This window comes from Halobiforma nitratireducens JCM 10879, from assembly GCF_000337895.1.
Lineage (GTDB): Archaea > Halobacteriota > Halobacteria > Halobacteriales > Natrialbaceae > Natronobacterium > Natronobacterium nitratireducens.
Genome location: NZ_AOMA01000080.1, coordinates 1 through 19,903, shown reverse-complemented (window position 1 = coordinate 19,903; position 19,903 = coordinate 1). Strand labels below are relative to the sequence as shown.

Below are 19,903 nucleotides of genomic sequence, written 5' to 3'. Positions count from 1 at the left end.
CAGCCACGAGGAGAGCGGACGTGGGAAGCACGGACACCCCTGTCCCCCCAACCCGTCGTCCGTCGTCGACCCCACGGGCAAGTGTCCTCCCCGGACTCGCACCTTCGAGCCCCGATCCACCTTATCGCCCGGTTCGACTCGAATCCGAACGAGCAGGACCTCGTTCTCGGTTCGCTTCTTTCCTTGCGGTACCGTGCCGTGAGAGCCGGCCGGTGTCTTCTTATTGTCGGGCAACCGATACACGCCCGATGCGTCGCGACCGTCGTTCGACGATCCCGTTTGTCGTCATCGTCGTCACGCTCTGTGCAGTCGGGGCGCTGGCCGTACCGGTCGCAGCAGGCGCGGCCGGCGGCCCTATCGGCGCTGACGGCGACCGGAGCGACGCCGCTGCGACCGTCGACGAGCCGCCGGGGACGACCGCCCAGGGCTGTTTCGGAGCGGGCGGCTCTCTGTTTACGATCGGCTCGACCGACGCGGCACACATCTGGGTCCGGCTCCATTTGGGACCGTTTACGGACTCCGGGACGTCGTTCGGTGCCGAACTCGTCGGGACTGCCGAGGACGCAGCCACCGTCGAAGTCGCCGCCGGTGCCGAGTACGTCGGTGACGACCTCACTGCTCTTCGGAACCCGCTCGAAGCGTTCGCCGCCGTGACCGGCTTCGAGTTCCGGCTGCCGGTCTTCGAACTCGACGCTCCCGGACTCGACGAAGAGCCGGCCCTCGAGGGAGACGACGCACAGACGGGTGACGACGACCTCGTCGAGGGGCCGTTCGAAACCCTCGAGTGCTGATACATAGTACGAGCGCATACCCGCGTCGTTAGGCGCGGGAGGAGGGCACCGAAAGCGGGTGCTGGACATCGCTTTCCGGGATGGGTTCCCCGCCAGGGACGACCCCTCGAGCGTGCAACGACGTCGATCGGCGCTCGCGAAAAGCACGGTGGTCGCAGGTGGCGTTTTCCTCGTTACGGGTGTCGTCACCGGGCTCGTCCCGACCTCGCTGTTCGATCGAATGGTACCGCGTTCGCCACTCGATTACGCGTTTCTCGTCCTCACGTCCCTGCTGGCGGGCGTCTGCGTCGCCCAGCGTGACCGACTGGCGGAGTGTTCGGGGGACGGCTGTGCCTACGGCGGGGTTGTGGCCGGGACCGTCGGTCTCCGTTCCCGTGCCCGTGCTCGTTCCCGTTCCCGTGCTCGGGATCGTCGAACTCTCGAGTAGTTTCTCGACGGCGTTACGCGTCCGGGAGATCGAGTACGAACGCGTGACACGATCACAGAACACCGACCACACCCATCGCGAGAAAGAGCAGCCCGAACCCGGCCAGCACGGCGGCGCTCAGCGCCGCGATGACGGGCGCGAGAGCGTCCACCCGACGGCCCGCCGAGACGAGCGCCGCCGGATACACGACGATCCAGACCGCGATGCCGGCGAAGAAACCGAGGACGAGCGCCGGGGACCCCGTCTCGACCACCAGCGAGCCCGCGAGCCCGTCCCCGACCGCCGGTACGTGGGCGAACACGTCGAGCGTACCGGGCTCGAGCAGGCCGACGCCGACGGTGAGCCAGAAGCCGATCTGATAGGGGTTGGTCAGCGACAGGGCGAACGTCTTCCGGAACCCCATCGAGTCGGCCCGTCCGCCGTCGGTAAACGAGGTCGCTTCCCGTGCCTCGGCGATCGCTCCAGCGGCGAAATACAGCATCAAGACTCCGCCGGCGAAGTAGAGTACGGGACGGACCGTCGGGTACTGATCGATCACGGCGACGACGCCGAGCAGCGTCAGCGCGAAAAAGAGGACATCGGCGAGCATCGCCCCGAGGCCGGCCCAGAAGCCTGGCCACCACCCCCTGACGACGCTCTCCTCGGCGATGATCGCGTTCATCGGACCCGGCGGCGCAGCGAGGGCGATCCCGAACACCGCGCCGGCGAGAATCGTCACCAGCGTCACTCGCTCTCGAGTGGGCGGCCGGTCGTGAAAAGCGTAGTGATCGGATCGACCACGACGTGGGGTCGCGTTAGGCGCTACGCACTACTCCCGGCCGGCGACCAACCGTCCCGTGGAACGTAGACCGTTACGTGGCTCCCGTTCTCGTGGCGCTCGTATCCCAGGTGGCCGCCGTAGTCGTCGACGATCAACCCGGCCAACCAGAGTCCGAGCCCCGTTCCGTGATCGATCTGCGTCGCGGACCCGTCGTCGAAGACGCCGACGCGTTCGGATTCGGGGATTCCCGGTCCGGTATCCGTGACGCGGACGGCGGCGTACTCGCCCGCCGGGTAAAGTCGTATCTCGACCGACGGCTCCGGCTCGGCGGCGTGAACGACGGCGTTCTCGACGACCTCCTCGAAGACGGTCTCGAGCCGTTCGTCGGCGGTAACCTGGGGCTCGAACGTTCCGGACCCAACGACCGCCGGCGAGGGAGGAGTTCCGGACGGCGTTCCGACACAGACAGTGAGTTCACTCTCGGGGTATCGGTCTTCGAGAGCAGCGACGACCTCGTCGACGACGGCCGCGAGGGGGACGGGAGCAAGCGGCGTGTCGGTACCGATCGTCGCGTCGGCGAGCTGCTTCGCCCGTTCGTTCATCTCGATCAAATCGCCGGTCGTCTCCTCGATCTCGGCGGCGTACTCGACGAACCGCTCGTCGAGACCGTCGTCTCGATCCAGGGACTCGAGTTCGGCGACGAGCGTCTCTGCAAAGCCGTTGATGACGTTGAGGTCGTTACGAAGGTTGTGCCGGAGCAGCCGGTGGAGGACCTGCAGGTGCCGCTCGCGCATCTTGAGATTCGTGATGTCCCGCCCTTCCGGGATCAACAACTGTACGCCGCCGTCGTCGTCCGTGATCGGCCGCAGGGAAAAGTCGATGATCGCGACGCGTTCGTCACCCTGAATGCGGAGCTCGTCTCTGACGAACTCACCCTCCGCGGCTCGTTCGACGCCGGTCCGGACCGTCCGTCTCGTCTCGTCGTTCAGATCGAACCAGGGGGCGTCCCAGAGTGACTGCCCGACCACATCCTCACGGTCGATGCCGCCGAACGACAGCGCCGTTTCGTTGGCTTCGATCAGGGTCCCGTCGGGTTCGGCGAGTCCAGTGAACTGATAGGTGTTGTTGAAGACGGCCTCGAAACGTCGCCGTCGGGATTTCCGCTCGGAGATATCCCGGAACAGACCGGTGAAGAGCCGCCGATCGTCGTATCGGTGTTCCCGGAGACTGACCAGTACCGGTACTTCGTGTCCCGCTTTGTGCAACGCGGGCAGCTCGATCCCGTCCCAGTCGATGTGTTTCTCTCCCGTTCGAACGTACTTTTCGAGACCGGCCGCGTGAGCCGAACGGAGCCGCTCGGGGATGAGTTGCATCTTCGAGGTGCCGACTAGCTCGGCCGGGGTATAGCCGAGGATGTCCTCGATCGCTTCGTTCGCGAACACGATCGTGCTCTCTTCGTCGATCGTCAGGAGTCCTTCGGACGTATTCGCCACTAGTTGGCGAAAGAAACCGCTTTCGTCGAACGGAAAATCCGGAATATCCGGTGATTCGTCCACGGTACTCGTTCCAGGCGTCTCTGTCACGAACCGGTTATGGCTTCGATACTGATATATCCGGTCATGGGAGCACCGCTTGAGGCCGTTCTCGTCGGTCCCAGTACTTCTTTACCGTCCGAGCGTTCGTTTCGGACAGAGCTGTGACGACGCATTCGTCGACTCCGGAGGCGGGGATGGTATGAACCGACGCGAACTCCTCGCGACGACTGGCGGTGCCATCGCCGTCACCGGGTGTCTCGAGGGCGGAACCGATGGTAACGGGTCCGATACCGACACGACCGACGAGGGCGACGGCACACGAACAGCCACCGACGCCGCTGGGGCCGTTCCGCCGTTCGAGATCACGACCGTCGACGCGCCCGGCAGCGACGCAGGGACGGTGACGGTTCCACAAGAGAGGCGGGTCACGCTCGTCAATTTCACCCGGACGGAGTGTCCGACGAGCGAACGCTTGCTCGAGACGATCGGCGATGCACGAAACCGACTCGAGGACGACCACGAAGTCGGCCCGAACGGGACCGTCGCGTTTCTCTCGGTGACCGACGATACGCGGGGGCTCAGTCCCTCGGCGACCGAACTCGCCGACTGGTGGGAGGAACACGACGGCGACTGGTCGGTCGGAATCGACGAGGGCGGACACCTCAACGATCACTACGACGTGCCGGGGTTCCCGATGCTCGTCGTGCTCGACGGCGAGGGCGACGTTCGGTGGCGACATCGGGGGAGTACGTCAGCTTCGACGATCGCCTTTGCAATCAGGGACGTGTTCGACGACGAGTCGTCTGGCGACGGCAACGCGTAAGGAAGCGGTTCCATCGGCTCGAGCTGTGTGATCGGTGGTCCCGTGATCTGTGTCGGGTCATCCGCTAGTCGCTTCCTGGCTCGTCGTCCCGGTCGCCAAGCAGCGGATACGACTGTGCTCCCCCACTGGAGTTTCGCGCGACCACTGTCGCGACGGCACCCATCCCCATTGACTCGGGCCGGCGTCGCTCCTCGTAGTGGAGGATCGTCAGGTCCAGACACGCCCGCAGGAGGTCGTTCGATCGGAACCGGTGTGTGTCGCTCGAGGGACCCATGTCGATGGGATCGCTCGAACGGAGGTGATGTTCGTACACCAGGACACCCCCTGGCGCGAGCGCCGCTTTCAGCGCCGGCAGGTGCTCGAGAGCGGTGAAGAAACTGACCGTGACGATGTCGTACTCCGCTCGATCCTCGAGCGGGTATTCCTCTAGGTCCGCCCGCACCCAGTTTACGTCGACATCGCGCTCGTTTGCACGCCGGCGAGCCCGCTCGAGGGCCGCGTCGGCAACGTCGAGCGCGTCGACCGCGTAGCCGTGCTCGGCGAGGAAGATCGCGTTGCGTCCCGTGCCCGTCGCGACATCGAGCGCGCGACCATCGGGCAGCGTCTCGATCCGGCGCTCGAGTTCGGGAATCGGCTCGTCCGGCAGTTCGAACGCTGGGTCGGCGTACTTCTCGTTCCACCGTGCTCGATCGTCGGTCACGGTCGACTGGACGGACTGGCCGATCTTGTAGGTTCGTGCCGGTTCCCGTGAATGTGGCTGTGGCTGTGGCTGTGGCTGTGGCTGTGGCTGTGGCTGTGGACGACTCGGCACGATCGGGCCGACGATGCTTCGTACTGCTAGACAGAACGACGTGAAGCCGATCCTGCTGCTGGAGTCGTCACCGGTGGCGACGGCTCCGAATCCACGATCAGGTTCGTCTTGCCTGGGTCCGACAGTACCACCCACCGGAGGGTCTTTTTTCCTTGGAACACTGTATCACGTATGCGCGTTCGGTCTCCGCTGCAGACGTTCGATCCGCTCCGCCTTCGGAGGTGTCGGTCGTGAACCGTCGCGAACTCGTCGCTGGACTCGCGAGTGTCGGCGTTCTCGGCGGCGGTGCGGTCGCGTGGCGAGTGCGGTCGACCGTGCTCGGCAACGACGGTTCCGACCGATCTGACAGTGACGAGCACAACGACGACGACGGCGAGGGCGACGACGAGGGCGACGACGCGAGCGACGGAGCCGTCACGCTCGAGACGATCGACGCGCCCGGCAGCGACGCCGGGGCGGTCACGATCCCGACCGACGGCGTCTCTCTGGTCGTGTTCTTCTCGGCGGTCTGTCACCGGTGTCGGTCACTGATGCCGAACCTGGTCGAGGCACAGGCGCAACTCGCCGACGACCACGGCGACGCCGTCACTGTCGTCTCGGTCGCGTCCCACCAGACCGAGGAACAACTGCGGGACTGGTGGGCCGAACACGACGGGGACTGGACCCTCGCCTACGACGGCGACGGAACGCTCGGGCGAGAGTACGGCGTCACCCGCCACCCCGTTCTCCTCGCCATCGACGCCGACGGCGACGTTCGCTGGCGAGACGAGGGCGAACTCGAGACCGAGCGGATCGTCGACCGCGTCGAGTCGGTGCTCGAGGAACCCGTGGAGACGGACGACGACTGACTGTCCTCGCTTCGCGACCGCCGCTTTCGAGGAGCGAACCCGTACGTATTTTCCCCGTCCCGACGACTGTCGACCGTGAACCGTCGCGAACTCGTGGCAGGCATCGCGAGTCTGAGTGCGTTGGGCGGGGCGGTCGCCGTTCTCCGACGTGGCCTGCCAGCGGCGGACGGCCCCCGATCCGGGTCCGACACTGCGTCGGAACCGAACGCCGACGGGACATCGATTGCCGGGGACGAACCGATCGAAGTGGAGACGATCGACGCACAGGGAAGCGAGTCGGGAACGCTCCCCGTCCCGAACGACGGGATCACCGTCGTGACGTTCTTTTCGGTCACGTGCACCCAATGTGAACGGATGCTGTCGCCCCTGGCCGACGCCCACGAACGGCTCACAAGCGAGTACGGCGACGCCGTGACGTTCGTCTCGCTCTTTCCGCCAACACCCGAACCCGACCTCCGGGAGTGGTGGCGCGAGCACGAGGGGAACTGGTCGCTCGGTTTCGATCCGGCGGGTCGACTCGCGACCCGGTACCGCGTCGCCGGCACGGTACTCCTCGTCATCGACGCCGACGGAGAGAACCACTGGCGGACGGATCGGGTCCTCGAGAGCGACAGGTACGTTCGTCGTCTCGAGTCGATCTTCGAGGAGCACCTCAAGGACGAAACGATCGGTCCGGACCGCGGGGAAGACGAAGCTACCGACGGAAACGAACACGAGTCCGACGATAAGAACGAATCGGAACGCGACCTCGAGCGGAATGGCGAACGCGAGGGCGAAAACGACGCCTGATACGGATTGCTGTACCTGTTTACTGCCGATCGTCGACCTTCGTTCCGGCGATCGGCGGTACGTGACTACAGTAAACAGTACGACTCGCCAGCCGGATCAGGCCTCGGCCTGCCAGGTACGAATTCGGTCGGCCGAGACGCCGTCGACGTCTTCCGCGACCGCTTCCGGATCGGCGTCGGTCAGGTCGTCGATGCTCTCGATGCCCGCGTCGGACAGCTTCTCGACAGTTTTCGCACCGACGCCGTCCAGCGCCTCGAGGTCGGAGCCGGTCTCCGACTCGCGGGCCTGAAACTCCTGGTAGTTACAGATCGGACACCCAAGCTCCCACGGGTCGTCGCCGCTGTGGACGACGAGTTCGGGGAGGCCGTGTTCCTCGCAGCGCTCGTCGGTGACCTCGATCTCGCCGCGGCGTGGCAGTGGCAAGGAGTAGTCACAGTCCGGATATCGCGTACAGCCGACGAGCCGCGAGCCGCTCTGGAGGGTTTTGACGGCGAGGTCGCCGTCGTGGTCGTCCCCGCAGTCGGGACAGTCGCCGAGAACCGGGCCCTCACCTGCGTCTTCGGACTTACAGAGCGGACAGCCGTGGACGAACGTCTGCCGGCCGGCGAGCATCTTCACCTCGTTGAGGTCGTGGTCCTCACACTCCTGGTCGAGGATCAGCGGCTTGCCAGTCGAGGGCAGCGGCAGCGTAAACTCGCAGTCGGGGTAGCCGTCACAGCCGACGAAGTACGAGCCGTGGCGGCTGCTCCGTACGAGGAGGTCCTCACCACACTCGGGACACGGCCCGAGCCGTTTGTCGTCCTTGAGCGACTTCCGGAGGTGGTCGCCGATCTCCTCGCGGGAATCCGCGAGATTCGCGAATATTTCCTCTAACATCTCGCGGGACTCGTCGGTGACGTCCGCGAGGGTCGCCTCGCCGGAGGCGATGGCGTCCATGTCGGCCTCGAGCTGTGCGGTCATCTCCTCGCTGACGACCCGGTCGGCGTAGTTCTCGGCAGCGTCGATGACCGCCATCGCGAGTTTCGTCGGCCGTGGCGGATCGCTCTCGATGTACCCCCGGTCGTACAGTTTCTCGAGCGTGTTGTGTCTCGTCGACTTGGTTCCCAGCCCCTGATCCTCCATGGTCTCGATGAGCCGCGACTGGCCGTACCGGCGGGGTGGCTGGGTCTCTTTCGCCTCGAGTTCGACGTCGGTCAGCCCCAGCCTCTCCCCCTCGTCGACGTCAGGGACGTAGTTCTCGGCCGTGCTGAAGTACGGGTAGACGTCGTGGTAGCCGGGTTCGACCAGCCGCTTGCCGTTTGCCTTCAGGCGGCAGTCGTCGACCTCGGCGACGACCTTGAGGTGTTCCCAGACGGCGGCCTCTGCGACGGTGGCGTAGAACCGCCGGACGACGAGTTCGTAGATTTCCCACTCGTCGTCGTTCACGTCGCCGCCCCGCGAGGGAATCTCGCCCGTCGGATGAATTGGGGGGTGGTCGGTCGTCTCCTCGTCGCCCCTGGTCGGCTCGAGCGCGTCGGCCTCGAGCAGTTGCTCGGCGCTGTCGCCAAGCGTCGAGTGACCGACGAACTCGTCGAGCAGCTCCTCGGGTTCGAGGTCGTCCGGGTAGACGGTGTTGTCCGTCCGCGGGTAGGTGATGTAGCCGGCAGTGTAGAGGTCCTCGGCGATCGACATCGCACGCTGTGCAGAGTAGCCCAGGGCTCCGGCCGCACGGATGAACTGGGTGGTGTTAAACGGGGCCGGCGGCGCGTCCGTCCGCGTGCGGCGGTTGACGTCGACGACGGTGGCAGCGTCACGACTCGAGAGCGTGTCGTGGACTTCCTCGGCGGTCGCCTCCTCCCAGACGCGTTCGGCTTCGTTGTCGTCCTCGTCGCGGTAGAAGTACTGGGCCTCGAAGCTCGTGTCGTCTTTTTGCAGGTCGGCAAAGAGCTCCCAGTACTCCTCGGGATCGAACGCCTGAATCTCGCGTTTGCGGTCGACGATCAACTTTAGCGTCGGTGACTGGACCCGACCGACGGAGATGAAGTCGTCGCCGAGTTGGCCGGCCGACAGCGAGAGAAAGCGGGTGAGCGCGGCACCCCAGATCAGGTCGATGATCTGGCGAGCCTCGCCAGCGGCCGCGAGATCGAAGTCGATGTCGTCGGGGTTCTCGAACGCGTCTGTCACCTCGTTTTCGGTGATCGAGGAGAACCGGACACGACGGATCGGGACCGTTTCGTTGACCTCTCGGACGATCTCGTAGGCTTCCTTGCCGATGAGTTCGCCCTCGCGGTCGTAGTCAGTCGCGATCGTCACTGTGTTTGCCTTGCGGGCGAGAATCCGCAGCGTCGCGACGATGTTCTCCTTCGTCGCGGTTTTTTCGACGTCCGCGTCGATCAACTCGACCGGTTCGACGTCCCGCCAGTCGGAATACTCGGGCGGGAAGTCGACGCCGACGACGTGACCGGACAGCCCCACACAACGTTTCCCGCCCCACTCGTAGACGTTGACGCCGTTCTCCCGGCTCGAGTCGTACGTGCCGCCGGAAAGGATGTCGGCGATCCGTCTCGCGGCGTTGTCCTTCTCGGTGATGATCAGTTCCACCGCGGACCACCCCCTGGGCGGGGAGCCGGCTCGCGCGGGCGAGGCGTGACGTTCATCGTCGGCCGGTACGACGGAGCATCTGATAACCCTTTCGCAGCCAAACCGACAGACAGCACGGGCGTGCGTGCGCTGCGCGCCCGACAGAGCATCGGCGGTCCGGGGGAAGCGAGCGCGGCTCGCGGACGGTATCGAGGCTCACGGTCCGGACTTACCCGTCCCACGACGGACCGGCTGACCGATCGGTCGGCGTGGACGAAGGCGAAGGTCCGGAGGCTGTCGGATCGTCGTCGTCGCCGTCGCCGTCGTCGGAACCACTCGTTTCGGGTCCATCCTCCTCGTGCTCTTTTGGCTCGCCGTCCGAGCTCGCGGGGGCTCCCGTTGCCGTCGTCGGTATCGCCCCGCCGTTCGAAACCGCGTCGGGGTCCGCCCGCGGCAACCGAAGGCGGACGACGGTGCCGGAACCGTCGTCTTCTCCGTCGCCGTTACCGCCGACAGTCCCGTTCTCGAGATCGATCTCGCCGTCGAGACTCGAGACCATCCAGGTGGCGATCCAGAGACCGAGACCGCTCGCGTGCTCGAGTTGTGACCGCTCGCGCTGGCCCGTGAGGATCTCCCGTTCGGCCGCTGGAATCCCCGGCCCGTTGTCGGCGATCGTCAACTCGATCCCGTCGTCGACGCCGCCCTCGGTCGTCGACGCGTCGACTTCGATCCGTGGGTGGGCCGCGTCGTTGTGTTCGATCGCGTTCTCGAGGACGTGTTCCAGCGCGATCTCCAGTCGCTCGGCCCCTCGAACGGGCGCGGACGCCGACGGCCCGGACACCGAACACTCGAATCCGGAGAACCGATCACGAAGCGACGCCACCGCGCTCTCGAGGACGTCCATCAGTTCGACCGCGCGGCGATCAGCCGCCGAGCCGGTGACGACGCTGTTTGCCCGGTGGAGTTCCTCGCCGACCGATCGCAGTTCCTCCGCCGCGACCTGGATGCGACGGGCGAACGATTTCCCCTCGTCGTCGCTCTTCCGTTCGAGCATCGACGCGTACCCCTCGATTACGTTCAGACGGTTCCGCAGGTCGTGGCGGATGACTCGGTTGAAGACCTCGAGACGCTCGTTCTGGGACTCGAGTTGCCGTTCGTAGGCCTTTCGCTCGGTTACGTCCTGTACGACGCCGACGGCGCTGACCGGATCGCCGTCGTCGAACGTGAGTTCGGCCTTCTGTCTGACCCACTTCGTCTCGCCGTCGGCGGTGACGATCCGGTGTTCGATGTCGTACGGCTCCCCCCGTTTTGCGGCGTTCCACTTTCGCTCGACGTACGCTTCGTCTTCGGGATGAATGTACTGCAGGAACGTCTCGTGGTCGATCGTCCCTTCCGTTCGCTCTTTTTGGTACCGACTGTGCTCGGAGTCGCTGTCGACGGCGAAAATCTCGTCGACTTCGTCGGACCAGTAGATCCGATCCTCCTCGAGGTCCTTGTACCAGCTACCGATGTTGCCGAGGGCCTGAGCCTGCTCGAGATGGGCTTCCCGCTGGCGGAGTTCGGCGGCCGTCTCCTTGTGCTCGGTTACGTCACGGGCGACCAACACGACCGCTCGCGAGCCGTCGATACGGTTGTCGACGGGTGCGACCCGGCCTTCGAACCAGCGTTCGCCCGCCGGGACCTCGAGCCGGTATTCGACCGTCTGTATCGCGTCCGATTCGATGGCCCGGTCGACGGCGTCCCGGAGCGTCGAGGCTTGCCGTTCCGGGAGCAGTTCCTCGAGGACTCCACCGACGAGCGCGTCGGGGCTGTCGACCAGCAGCGACTCGGACTCCTCACCGGCGTACACCTCGAGGTATCGTCCGTCTTCGCCGATCAGGAGTGCGATGTCGGGAAACGCCGCCGCGAGCGCCTCCAGTTTCGCGTTACTGGCGCGAATCTCGCGGCGCTGTCTGTGCTGTTCGGTTCCGTCCCAGACCGCGCCGTAAAGCCGGACCGTCTCGCCGTCCTCACAGCGGGGCTCGCCACGGGCCCGTATCCGCCGCGTCGATCCGTCGGCCGCGACGATGCGACCCGTCTCGTCGAACGTGCTCCCGTCCGCGATCGCCTCGTGGACCGCCGACGCGATTCGCGGTCGATCCTCCGGGTGATAGAAATCAAGCACCGTCTCGAGAGTCGGTTCGTACTCGTCTCCGACCCCGTAGATCCGTCTGGTACCCTCGGTCCATCGGAGGTCACCGGTCAGACAGTCGAGTTCCCAGCCGCCGGCATCCGCGATCACCTCGGTCTGTTCGAGGAGGTCCAGGCTCCGCTCGAGTTCCTGTTCTCGTTTTGCGAGCGCCGATACGTCGCGAACGACTGCGACGAACCGATCGTCGTCCGTCTCGTCGCGGCGAACGCTCACCTGCACGGGAAACTCCGTTCCGTCGGCGCGTCTGTTCCGACCGTCGACGGTAGTCGTTTCCCCTGGCGTGAGGTCACACAGCACCGACTCGAGCGTCGCCGAGTCCAGGCCGACTTCGATGTCCGTGACGCGTTTCTCCGCCAGTTGTTCCGGACAGCCGTAGCCGAGCAACTCGGCTGCTTCCGGGTTCGCCCGGATGAGGTGCCCGTTCGCGTCGTGAACGACGACGGCGTCGGGCAGCCGCTCGAAGAGAGAGCGGTACTCGGCCGCTGCTCGTCGCGATCGATACCGCTCGCCGCAGTTCCGGAGTCGGCGGGCGAGAACTGCTTCGCGGCTCCGGTCTAGTCCCTCCTCCCGAACTGCTCCCAGTACGTAATCCGTGACGCCAGCCTCGAGCGCCGCCTCGGGGTCGACGAGGCTCCCGTCGCCGAGACAGACGATCGGGAGGTCGGGTCGTCGGTCGCGGATCGACTCGACCGTCCGGGCCAGCTTCGAACCGGCGGATGCAGCTAGTCGTGCCTCGGTGTAGAGCAGGCAATCGGCCGTGATCTCGTCACCGTGGTCTCTCTTGTCCCCGCCGTCGTCGCCATCGTCGGCATCATCGTCGTCGTCGTCGTCGTCGTTGCCCTCACACACGTCGAGCCAGCCGGTCGCTGCCCCGTCGACAGTCGCGTCGACGGTCGCCACGAGCGACTCGTCGCTTCGCTCGAGTTGCTCCGCGACCGTCAGTCCGCGATCCCGGTCACTCGCGAGGACGAACACGCGCACCCGGTCGTCCAGCCCGTCGTCTCGAGAAACAGGTGCGTCTCGAGGCTCCCGTCCCATCGTCACCTATCAGCCACGCTGTTTGATAGGTAATTCAACTTTTTGGCCGGTATGAAGAGATAACACGAACATGTGAGGCATAACTTTACGTGTGCAGCCGGCCGCTACCGCTGGTGGAGTCGCCACCGGTCGATGAAGAGACTCAGGGTCCCATCCGCGTCGCGCTCGAACGTAACCGGCTGGCGGTTCCCAGCCGGCGTCACGGCGTAAAACTCCCCGGCCTCGAGGTCCGCCGGAACGAGCGGCGTCCAGGCACCGTCCTCGATCGGGCCGCCGACGCGGAGCCGAAGGGTCCCACCCTCGATTCGGACCTCGCCCTCCTTGATCCCGCGGTAGGTCTCGTATTCGCCCGCGAACTCCTCGAGGCGTCGTTTTCGTGCGAAGAACGGAAGCTCGCGCGGCTCCTCTCCGACCAGCGCTGCGAAGACCCCTTTCCCGAGTTCCGCGAGGGCGTAGCCGGGTGCGGCGTTGGCCAGTAGGGTGATGCCGACGTCTTCCTCCGGCGAGAAGCCGGCGTAGGCCGTCGAGACCGCGATCGAACCGCTGTGGCCGATCAGCTCGTGACCGCACACGTCTCGCGTCCGCCAGCCGTAGCCGTACGGGCCGGCGGGCGTCTCGGCGTACTCGCCGTAGCAGGCCTCGAGCGAGTCAGCGCCGACCAGTCGCCGTTCGTCTCCGTCGACGGCGACGCCCTCGTTGAGGTGGAGACGAACGTACTTGGCGAGGTCCGTCACCGGCGCGAGCAACCCCCCTGCAGCCGCGCTCTGTTCGCGAATCGGGAGCGCGGCGGGCTCGAGGTCGGGGGTCTCGCTTTCGTCTCCGTTCCCGTCCCCGCCTTCGTCGGCACCCTCCTGTGCCGGAAAGTACGGCGTCATCCGATCCTCGAACGACTCGAAGACGTCGCCGTCGTAGGTCGAACGCGTCATCGCGAGCGGCTCGAGGATTTCGTCGGTGACATACTCCGTGTACGGACGGTCCGTCACCGCCTCGATCACCAGCCCGACCAGCGTGTAGCCGGTGTTGCAGTACAGCCAGCGCTCGCCCGGCTCGCCCGCGATCTCGTCGCGAGCGCCCTCGACGTGGGCACGAACGTCCTCGAGCGAGCCAAGCGGGACGCCGGCCTCGCCGACCTCGAGCTGGCGGGCGATCAACGCCTCGCTGACCGCCAGCGACGGGTAGCCGGAGGTGTGGCTGAGCAAGTGATGCAGGGTTACGTCGTCGGGCACGTCGATCTCGAGGTGGTCGACGACGGGATCGTCGTAGGAGAGGGCACCATCGTCGACCAGTTGGGCGACCGCGAGCGCGGCGACGGATTTCGAGACGGAGCCGATGCCGTAGACTGTCTCGGGCGTCGCAGGATCGTTCGACGCGAGCTCCCGCGAGCCGTAGCCGCGAGCGTAGATCGTCGCTTCGCCGTCGGTGACCGCGAGGCTCAGACCCGGAACGTCGTCTTTCCGGAGTCGGTCGCGAAGCAACGAGTCGATCCGATCGATCGTCTCGGACTCGAGCGTCTCGGACATGGTGGGCCACTCAGACTCGGACCACATGAATGTTGAGAAATCCCACACCATCAGCCGACTCTCCCGCCCCAGTCGAAGCCGGCAACCCGTTACGGGAGGCGAGCCCTTTTCACCCGTCCGAGCGAGCCACTATCTGGTACGCGTGGGCGATCCGGACTCGAACTCGAACCCAGCCCCGAACTCGGACTCCGATGCGGACGCGGGTGCGGAACCCGACCGCAAACGGGTCGATATGACGACGGGGCCGATCCCGTCGAAGCTACTCCACCTGGCCTGGCCGCTAGTTCTGGGGAATTTGCTCCAGACGTTCTACAATCTCGCGGATATGTTCTGGGTCGGTCGGGTGGGTAGCGACGCCGTCGCCGCCGTGTCGCTGATGTTTCCGCTCTCGTGGATGTTCGTCTCGACGGCGATGGGGGTCACCGCGGCGACGATCGCGCTGGTCTCCCAGTACGTCGGGGCCGACGACGACCGGATGGCAGACAGGGTCGTCGCCCAGACCGTGTTGCTCACGCTCGCCGTCTCGTCGGTGCTTGCGGCACTCGGGCTCTACTTCCGTCGGCCGCTGCTGTGGCTGATCGGCGCGCGCGATCAGGTGTTCGTCGAGGCGCTTGCGTACATCGAAGTAATCTTTCTCGCCTTGCCACTCACGTTCCTCTTTTTCGCGTTTCGGGCCTCGCTGCAGGGGGCTGGCGACACGAAAACCGCGATGTGGCTCGTGCTCATCTCCGCCGGGATCAACGTCGTCATCGACCCGTTTTTCATCCTCGGGTGGGGGCCGTTCCCCGAGATGGGGACCCGCGGTGCAGCCGTCGCGACGTTCATCTCGAGGGCGATCGCGGCCGCAGCGGGCGTCTACGTCCTGCTCGACGGCCGGTTCGGCGTGCGACTCCGACCACGGGACCTGACGCCGAACCTCGACATCCAGCGCAAACTGATCGACATCGGCTATCCGTCGACGATCGACGGCTGGGCCCGCAGCTTCGCCTCGGTCGCGATGGCCGGCTTCGTCGCCCGGTTCGGCGCTGCCCCGACGGCGGCCTACGGGATCGGCGTCCGGTACATGTCCGTGACGTGGTCGGTCGCAGGGGCCGTCGGCAACGCGACCGCGACCGGCGTCGGGCAGAACCTCGGCGCGAAGACGCCCGACCGCGCCGCAGCAGTGACGCGGACGGCGACCGCGGGAACGATGGCGCTGATCTTCGGTGTCGCGGCGCTGCTCTTTGCCTTCCCCGCACAGGCGATGCGCGTCTTCGTCGCCGATCCCGAGGTGATCGCCGAGGGGGTCGTCTTCCTGCGGATCATGGGGCCGTTCTGGGCGCTGTTCGCGGGCGTGATGGTCATCCAGGGTGCGTTCCGCGGTGCCGGCAATACGCGAGAGGCGATGGTGCTTTCCTTCCTCTCGCGGTGGATCTTCCGGGTCCCGGTGGCGCTGGCGCTCGCGTTTACGACGGTGACGATCCCACTGGTCGGCGTGACGATTCCGACGGTGCCAGGGATCGACCTCGGTATCGAGGGGATATGGTGGGCCTACTCGTTCGGGATGGTCGCCTCGTTCGTCGTCGCCGTCGCCTGGTTCCGGCTGGGGACCTGGCGCGAGCAGGTCATCGATGAGGACGAGGACGAGGGCGAGGGCGAAGCCACCGACGTCGAAACCGACGACGAGGCGACCGGGCGTCCGGACGTTCCCGCCGACGAGTGAGACGGGTTATCGTACCGATGCCCCGGTGTAACCGTGGCCCGAAACGGTCGCACCGGAACTGAGTGTGAACCGATAGATGACTACCCCACCGGCAACCACCGCTCGAGTCGCGGGCTGAACTCGCCGACCATCCGTGCGTCCTCCTCGGTGAACGCGTCGCTTCCGACCAACACGAGCAGGTAGGTGCCGACGACGACCACCGGGAGCGCGACGACGACGAGGAGATCGGACTCGAGAAAGAGGACGATCGGCGCGCCGGCGATCGCTGCGGGGACGCCGGCGGCGACGATCTTGGCGAAGTCGCGGGTGAAGGGGTGGATGCCGTCGAGATAGTATATCTCGGCCAGCGTGAGCGTGCCGACGAGAAAGAGGGCAGTCGCGGAGCCGACGGCGGCCCCCTCGATGCCGAGGACCGGAACCAGCGCCATCGAGACGAGGAAGTTCGCGCCGAAGAGGACGAGGGTGTTCGCGAAGACGATCCGCGAGTAACCGAGTCCTTGCAGCAGCGAGCCGTCGGGGCCGCCGAAGGTGACGTTAAAGAGGAAGGCAAGGGCCAGCAGTGCGACCACGGCGCTCGCCTCGGCGTACTGGGGCGTGTAGAGAACGGCCAGGTAGGAGCTGGCACCGAGCGAGACGACGATCGCGATCGGGAGCGTGATCCCGACGATCCAGCGGGCCATCGTCCGGAACCGTGCCTGGACGAGTTCGACGTCCTCGCGGGTCTCGGCGATCAACGGCTTGAACACCGGCGACAGCGAGTTGAAGATGATCATCAGCCCCGAGCCGAGCATGTAGCCGACCCGATAGATTCCGACGTCGTCGGACGCAAGGAAAAAGCCAAGCACGAAGTAGTCGACGTGGCCCATCAGGACGAAGACGACGCTAGTCATCGCCAGCGGGAGCGAGTAGGTGACGAGCGGTTTGGGGGAGACGAGCTCGAGTCTCGCGGTCAGGAGGTCCCAGGCCTTGTAGGTGAAGATGGCGGCACCGACGGTGATCGCGGCGAACAGACCGACGACGTAGCCGGCGATCAGCCCGAGCAGCCCGTACCCGACCAACAGGAGACCCGCGGTGACGCTAAACCGGACGATCGGCCGCACGAGGTCGCGCATGACGACCCTGTACTGTAGCTTCTTGATGCTGTAGTAAGACGTCAGAAGGACGTTGTAGATCGCCAGCATCGGAATCGTTACCGACAGGAACAGTAACGCGACCTCCATCGCGGGCTCCTGGAAGAAGTTCCCGACGACCGACGCACTGGCCGCGAGCGCGAACGCGACCAGCGAGGACGTAATCAGGACCGTCGCGGTGACCTGGACGATCACGCCCTTGGCCTTGCCGTGTTCGCCGGCGTCGAGGTACTGCGGGACGAAGTAATCGATCGCGAGCGGTAGCCCGAGATTGGCGAACACCTGCATGAAGAGGATAACCGACGTTGCAAGGACGAACAGGCCGTACACGGACGGACTGACGAACCGGGTCATCAGCATGACGATGGCAAAGCCCAGAACGCCGTTGACCACGTTCCCGACGAACGTGATACTGCCTTGTTTCGCCAGCGTCGAGACGCCTTCGTCGTGGTCGGTCATGTGGTGTGGGTGTCCTCGTCCGGCTCCGCTTCGGTCCCGCCCCACCCACTCGCTCCGTCGTCCGCGTTCCCTTCCGGCTGGCCGGTTCGCACGAGGTCCACCCTGCCGGCGCGGGTCCTCCCGCCGCCCGCAACGGTCACAGTCACGCTCACACGCCCGTCGCGGGCTCGAGTTCGTACCGATCGACTGCGGCGGCTCGCTCCCCGAAGTGTGGGTACTCGACCTCGAACGCCCACTCCTCCCCGGTGCTTACGTCCTGGTCGACGTTCTGGATGACGCTCTCGAGTTCCTCGCTTTCCGCGTCGAAAAACGTCGCTCTGACCTCGACGTAACTCAGCGTTCTGTCGCCGACGTTCCTGACGACCCCCCAGATCGTGACCCGTTCGTCTTCGGTTCCAGGATCGTCCCGGACGAGGTCGTCCCAGACGATCTCGACGTCGCCCGGATCGGTGATCTCTTCCTCCTCGTCGAGGAACTCGAGGCAGCCGGCACCGACGGTAAGCGAGCCGACGACGAGCGGGAGGAACGCACGACGGTGCATCTATCCCGTATTGTCGAGGACGAGTCTTGAGCGTTCGGGACGACGTGACAGGAAGAGGTCACGAAGACGGCCCTGATTCTGTCTCGAAACGCTTCCAGGGCGGACGGATACGCATATCCATCGGGGTCGCAAACGAGCCGTATATGGATTCACCCCCGGAGATTCTGTTGACCAACGACGACGGGATCGATGCGCCCGGGATTCGCGCCCTGTACGACGCGCTCTCGGCGGTCGGGTCGGTTACCGTCGTCGCGCCGGACCGCAATCGAAGCGCGGTCGGGCGAGCGCTGACGTACGGTCGGACCGGCGAAGACGAGGAGATGGAGTCGGATTCGGAACTCGAGGCCGAATCCGACGCCGACGACGCCACCGTCACCTCGTCTGCCAGCGGTGGCTTCGCCGTCGACATTCCGGACGATTCGTTCACCTCCCCCGTCCCACACGCCGACCACGAACTGGGGTACGCGGTCGACGGGACGCCCTGTGACTGTGCTATCGTCGGCGTCAACGCCATCGACCCCCAGCCGGACGTACTCGTCTCCGGCTGCAACGCCGGTGCGAACCTCGGCGCGTACGTCCTCTCCCGGTCGGGAACGGTCAGCGCCGCGATGGAGGCCGCGTTCCTCGACGTGCCGTCGATCGCAGTCTCGATGGACACGCTTGGCTACGACCGCGCCGGGGACACCCTCGAGTCCGACGGCGACCTCGAGCCCGTCGACTTCGAGCGCGCCGCCGAGATAACCGCCTCGCTGGTGGACGGCGCGCCCGGAACCGGTCTCTTCGATCGGATCGACTACCTCAACGTCAACGTCCCCCGCCCGGATCGGCCGGTCGAGAACCTCGCGATCACGCGTCCGACGGAAGTCTACGAGATGGACGCGACGATACAGGACGGTCGATTCCGGCTGACCAATCGCCTCTGGCAGCAGATGGCCAATCGGGACATCCCCGACCCATCGGACACCGACCGCCACGCCCTCCTCGAGGACGACCTCTCGATCTCGCCGCTGGTCGCGCCGTACGAACTCGTCGACACGGAGCCGGTCGAACGGATACTCGCGGACATCGTCCCCGTCTGACCGCGCGAGCGAGGCGACCGTCCCGTCCGGGCCGAGCGAAAGCGGACCGGTTTTACACGTTCGGCGGCAACCGCCGATATGGAGTGTCGCCACTGTGCGTCGCCGCTCGAGAAACCCGGCGACTTCTGTCTCGTCTGCCGGGAGGCCAACACGGAGGCGGTGGTCCTCGAGGCGGGACGCGATCGGGCGACGCTGACGATGCTCGCCGACGAGGATCGCGAGGAACCCGTGCTGGGACAGACGACGATCACGACGACCCCGGAAGACGGCGGCGAGAGTGAAGTCATCGAACTCCGGAACTTCGCGGGCCTGATCGGGGACGAGATACGGCGCAAACGGCCGGAAGAGGTCTACGCCGGCGGGAGCCGCGCGGTGATCCGCGCCGTCCGTGAAGACGTCCACCACCCGTTCTACCGCGTCGACGACGAGGACGCCGTCCAGGCGGTCCGCGACCGGCGGGGCAATCGCGCGCTGGAAGTGGTCGAAACCCCACCGGCGGAGAAAATCAGCGGGAGCCACTCGACGCTGATCGGCGGCCGGACCGGGATGCGAGCCATCCAGACCGTCGCCGGCCACCCCCACGTCAAGAAGGTCATTCCTGGCCCCATCGACGCCGGCGGTAAGGGTTCCCAATCCGGGCTCCGTGCGAAGGTCACGCGCGCCGACGACGGCGGTAACGTCCGTATGCTCATCCGCGACGGCTCGAGCGTCCAGGAGAACCGCGTCGTGACGACCGCTCGAGACCGCGAAATGGGCGAGCGAATCCGTGAGGACTTAAACGACGTGCTCTCGGAGGCGGAGTTTCAGTAGTATAGCCCGTTGCACGCTTTCGAAATTAGCTCCGACCTATCGCGGTGTAGTCACTAGCGTCTAAAATAGTCACTTTAACTAGACTAGAAG

Annotated in this window: 17 protein-coding genes; 7 read left to right on the top strand and 10 right to left on the bottom strand. The window is 65.8% G+C overall.

Annotation, left to right across the window (positions count from 1 at the left end; genetic code table 11):
* The first annotated feature begins 248 nt into the window (after window positions 1–248).
* Complete coding sequence (locus tag C446_RS08095) at window positions 249–791, top strand: DUF7332 family protein (RefSeq protein ID WP_006672603.1); 543 nt, start codon at window positions 249–251, stop codon at window positions 789–791.
* A 28-nt stretch (window positions 792–819) separates the two neighbouring features.
* Here C446_RS08095 and C446_RS20380 read toward each other — a convergent pair whose 3' ends face one another.
* From C446_RS20380 to C446_RS08080, 3 genes are all read right to left on the bottom strand, one after another.
* Complete coding sequence (locus C446_RS20380) at window positions 820–1,281, bottom strand: hypothetical protein (protein WP_049920101.1); 462 nt, start codon at window positions 1,279–1,281, stop codon at window positions 820–822.
* Window positions 1,271–1,945, bottom strand: coding sequence for a LysE family translocator (locus C446_RS08085; RefSeq protein WP_006672601.1), 675 nt, complete (start codon window positions 1,943–1,945; stop codon window positions 1,271–1,273). The genes C446_RS20380 and C446_RS08085 overlap by 11 nt, the downstream gene beginning before the upstream one ends.
* Before the next feature lie 74 nt (window positions 1,946–2,019).
* Window positions 2,020–3,534: a PAS domain-containing sensor histidine kinase gene (locus C446_RS08080; RefSeq protein ID WP_006672600.1), complete on the bottom strand. Its 1,515-nt coding sequence runs from the start codon at window positions 3,532–3,534 to the stop codon at window positions 2,020–2,022.
* A 178-nt stretch (window positions 3,535–3,712) separates the two neighbouring features.
* Here C446_RS08080 and C446_RS08075 point away from each other — a divergent pair, with 178 nt between their 5' ends.
* A complete protein-coding gene (locus tag C446_RS08075; RefSeq protein ID WP_006672599.1) occupies window positions 3,713–4,336 on the top strand; it encodes a TlpA family protein disulfide reductase in 624 nt (207 codons plus the stop codon).
* A gap of 64 nt (window positions 4,337–4,400) precedes the next feature.
* On the opposite strand, the gene C446_RS08070 is transcribed toward C446_RS08075, so the two are convergent.
* A complete protein-coding gene (locus tag C446_RS08070; protein WP_006672598.1) occupies window positions 4,401–5,036 on the bottom strand; it encodes a class I SAM-dependent methyltransferase in 636 nt (211 codons plus the stop codon).
* A gap of 341 nt (window positions 5,037–5,377) precedes the next feature.
* Here C446_RS08070 and C446_RS08065 point away from each other — a divergent pair, with 341 nt between their 5' ends.
* Both C446_RS08065 and C446_RS08060 read left to right on the top strand, forming a co-directional pair.
* The gene (locus C446_RS08065) at window positions 5,378–5,995 is read left to right on the top strand and encodes a TlpA family protein disulfide reductase (protein ID WP_049920104.1); all 618 of its coding nucleotides are present in this window, start codon (window positions 5,378–5,380) and stop codon (window positions 5,993–5,995) included.
* Between the two features lie 75 nt (window positions 5,996–6,070).
* Entirely contained in the window at window positions 6,071–6,784 is a 714-nt protein-coding gene (locus tag C446_RS08060; protein ID WP_006672596.1) for a TlpA family protein disulfide reductase, read from the top strand.
* Between the two features lie 96 nt (window positions 6,785–6,880).
* Here C446_RS08060 and C446_RS08055 read toward each other — a convergent pair whose 3' ends face one another.
* From C446_RS08055 to C446_RS08045, 3 genes are all read right to left on the bottom strand, one after another.
* Window positions 6,881–9,364 (bottom strand): DNA topoisomerase I, encoded by a 2,484-nt coding sequence (locus C446_RS08055; RefSeq protein WP_006672595.1) that lies wholly within the window; start codon window positions 9,362–9,364, stop codon window positions 6,881–6,883.
* A 208-nt stretch (window positions 9,365–9,572) separates the two neighbouring features.
* Entirely contained in the window at window positions 9,573–12,572 is a 3,000-nt protein-coding gene (locus C446_RS08050) for a PAS domain-containing sensor histidine kinase (protein ID WP_083861091.1), read from the bottom strand.
* Between the two features lie 104 nt (window positions 12,573–12,676).
* Window positions 12,677–14,092: a serine hydrolase gene (locus C446_RS08045; RefSeq protein WP_006672593.1), complete on the bottom strand. Its 1,416-nt coding sequence runs from the start codon at window positions 14,090–14,092 to the stop codon at window positions 12,677–12,679.
* Window positions 14,093–14,324: 232 nt separating this feature from the next.
* Here C446_RS08045 and C446_RS08040 point away from each other — a divergent pair, with 232 nt between their 5' ends.
* Window positions 14,325–15,794 (top strand): MATE family efflux transporter, encoded by a 1,470-nt coding sequence (locus tag C446_RS08040; protein WP_049920103.1) that lies wholly within the window; start codon window positions 14,325–14,327, stop codon window positions 15,792–15,794.
* A gap of 80 nt (window positions 15,795–15,874) precedes the next feature.
* On the opposite strand, the gene C446_RS08035 is transcribed toward C446_RS08040, so the two are convergent.
* From C446_RS08035 to C446_RS08030, 3 genes are read right to left on the bottom strand one after another with little or no spacing between them, the layout of a single operon-like run.
* Window positions 15,875–17,383: a flippase gene (locus tag C446_RS08035; RefSeq protein WP_006672591.1), complete on the bottom strand. Its 1,509-nt coding sequence runs from the start codon at window positions 17,381–17,383 to the stop codon at window positions 15,875–15,877.
* A complete protein-coding gene (locus C446_RS20375; protein WP_160162959.1) occupies window positions 17,380–17,535 on the bottom strand; it encodes a hypothetical protein in 156 nt (51 codons plus the stop codon). Before C446_RS20375 ends, C446_RS08035 begins: the two co-directional genes overlap by 4 nt.
* Window positions 17,532–17,924 carry an FxLYD domain-containing protein gene (locus C446_RS08030; protein ID WP_006672590.1) on the bottom strand — a complete coding sequence of 131 codons (393 nt, stop codon included), beginning with the start codon at window positions 17,922–17,924 and terminating at the stop codon, window positions 17,532–17,534. The genes C446_RS20375 and C446_RS08030 overlap by 4 nt, the downstream gene beginning before the upstream one ends.
* Before the next feature lie 143 nt (window positions 17,925–18,067).
* Here C446_RS08030 and surE point away from each other — a divergent pair, with 143 nt between their 5' ends.
* Window positions 18,068–19,003 carry a 5'/3'-nucleotidase SurE gene (gene surE / locus C446_RS08025; RefSeq protein WP_006672589.1) on the top strand — a complete coding sequence of 312 codons (936 nt, stop codon included), beginning with the start codon at window positions 18,068–18,070 and terminating at the stop codon, window positions 19,001–19,003.
* 78 nt (window positions 19,004–19,081) lie between these two features.
* Window positions 19,082–19,813, top strand: coding sequence for a DUF2103 domain-containing protein (locus tag C446_RS08020; protein ID WP_006672588.1), 732 nt, complete (start codon window positions 19,082–19,084; stop codon window positions 19,811–19,813).
* Window positions 19,814–19,903 lie beyond the last annotated feature (90 nt).

Bases quoted from the DNA above. Each gene is read 5' to 3' on its own strand.
- C446_RS08095 (WP_006672603.1), top strand. From the start codon at position 249: ATGCGTCGCGACCGTCGTTCGACGATCCCGTTTGTCGTCATCGTCGTC.
- C446_RS08075 (WP_006672599.1), top strand. From the start codon at position 3,713: ATGAACCGACGCGAACTCCTCGCGACGACTGGCGGTGCCATCGCCGTC.
- C446_RS08050 (WP_083861091.1), bottom strand. From the start codon at position 12,572: ATGGGACGGGAGCCTCGAGACGCACCTGTTTCTCGAGACGACGGGCTG.
- C446_RS08045 (WP_006672593.1), bottom strand. From the start codon at position 14,092: ATGTCCGAGACGCTCGAGTCCGAGACGATCGATCGGATCGACTCGTTG.
- C446_RS08040 (WP_049920103.1), top strand. From the start codon at position 14,325: ATGACGACGGGGCCGATCCCGTCGAAGCTACTCCACCTGGCCTGGCCG.
- C446_RS08035 (WP_006672591.1), bottom strand. From the start codon at position 17,383: ATGACCGACCACGACGAAGGCGTCTCGACGCTGGCGAAACAAGGCAGT.
- C446_RS08030 (WP_006672590.1), bottom strand. From the start codon at position 17,924: ATGCACCGTCGTGCGTTCCTCCCGCTCGTCGTCGGCTCGCTTACCGTC.
- surE (WP_006672589.1), top strand. From the start codon at position 18,068: ATGGATTCACCCCCGGAGATTCTGTTGACCAACGACGACGGGATCGAT.
- C446_RS08020 (WP_006672588.1), top strand. From the start codon at position 19,082: ATGGAGTGTCGCCACTGTGCGTCGCCGCTCGAGAAACCCGGCGACTTC.